Origin of the sequence: Pseudoalteromonas sp. SIMBA_162 (genome assembly GCF_046535955.1) — a bacterium.
GTDB lineage: Bacteria > Pseudomonadota > Gammaproteobacteria > Enterobacterales > Alteromonadaceae > Pseudoalteromonas > Pseudoalteromonas marina.
On sequence record NZ_JAWJBQ010000259.1, the window covers coordinates 1 to 280 of the forward strand.

Sequence of the window (280 nt, forward strand, 5' to 3'; positions counted from 1 at the left end):
CAAGGCAGCTCCCACAGATATTCCACAGCCCTTGAAAATAGCGGGTTACCTGTGGGAGCTGGCTTGCCGGCGATGAGGCCAGCACAGGCTTCAGTCAGATCAGCGAGCGAACCCGCAGCTCTTTGGGCATCGAGAAGGTGATGTTCTCTTCACGCCCGTCCAGCTCTTCAGCACCGGTAGCGCCCCAGGCCTTGAGCTGTTCGATCACGCCACGTACCAGCACTTCGGGGGCCGAAGCACCCGCAGTGATGCCAATACGCGCCGACTGTTCGAACCAGCC

Annotated in this window: 1 pseudogene; it reads right to left on the bottom strand. The window is 60.7% G+C overall.

From position 1 onward, the window contains the following. Positions 1-94: 94 nt before the first annotated feature. Positions 95-280 (bottom strand): annotated as a pseudogene (ispH, locus tag R0J88_RS19595) (4-hydroxy-3-methylbut-2-enyl diphosphate reductase); the annotation flags it as partial.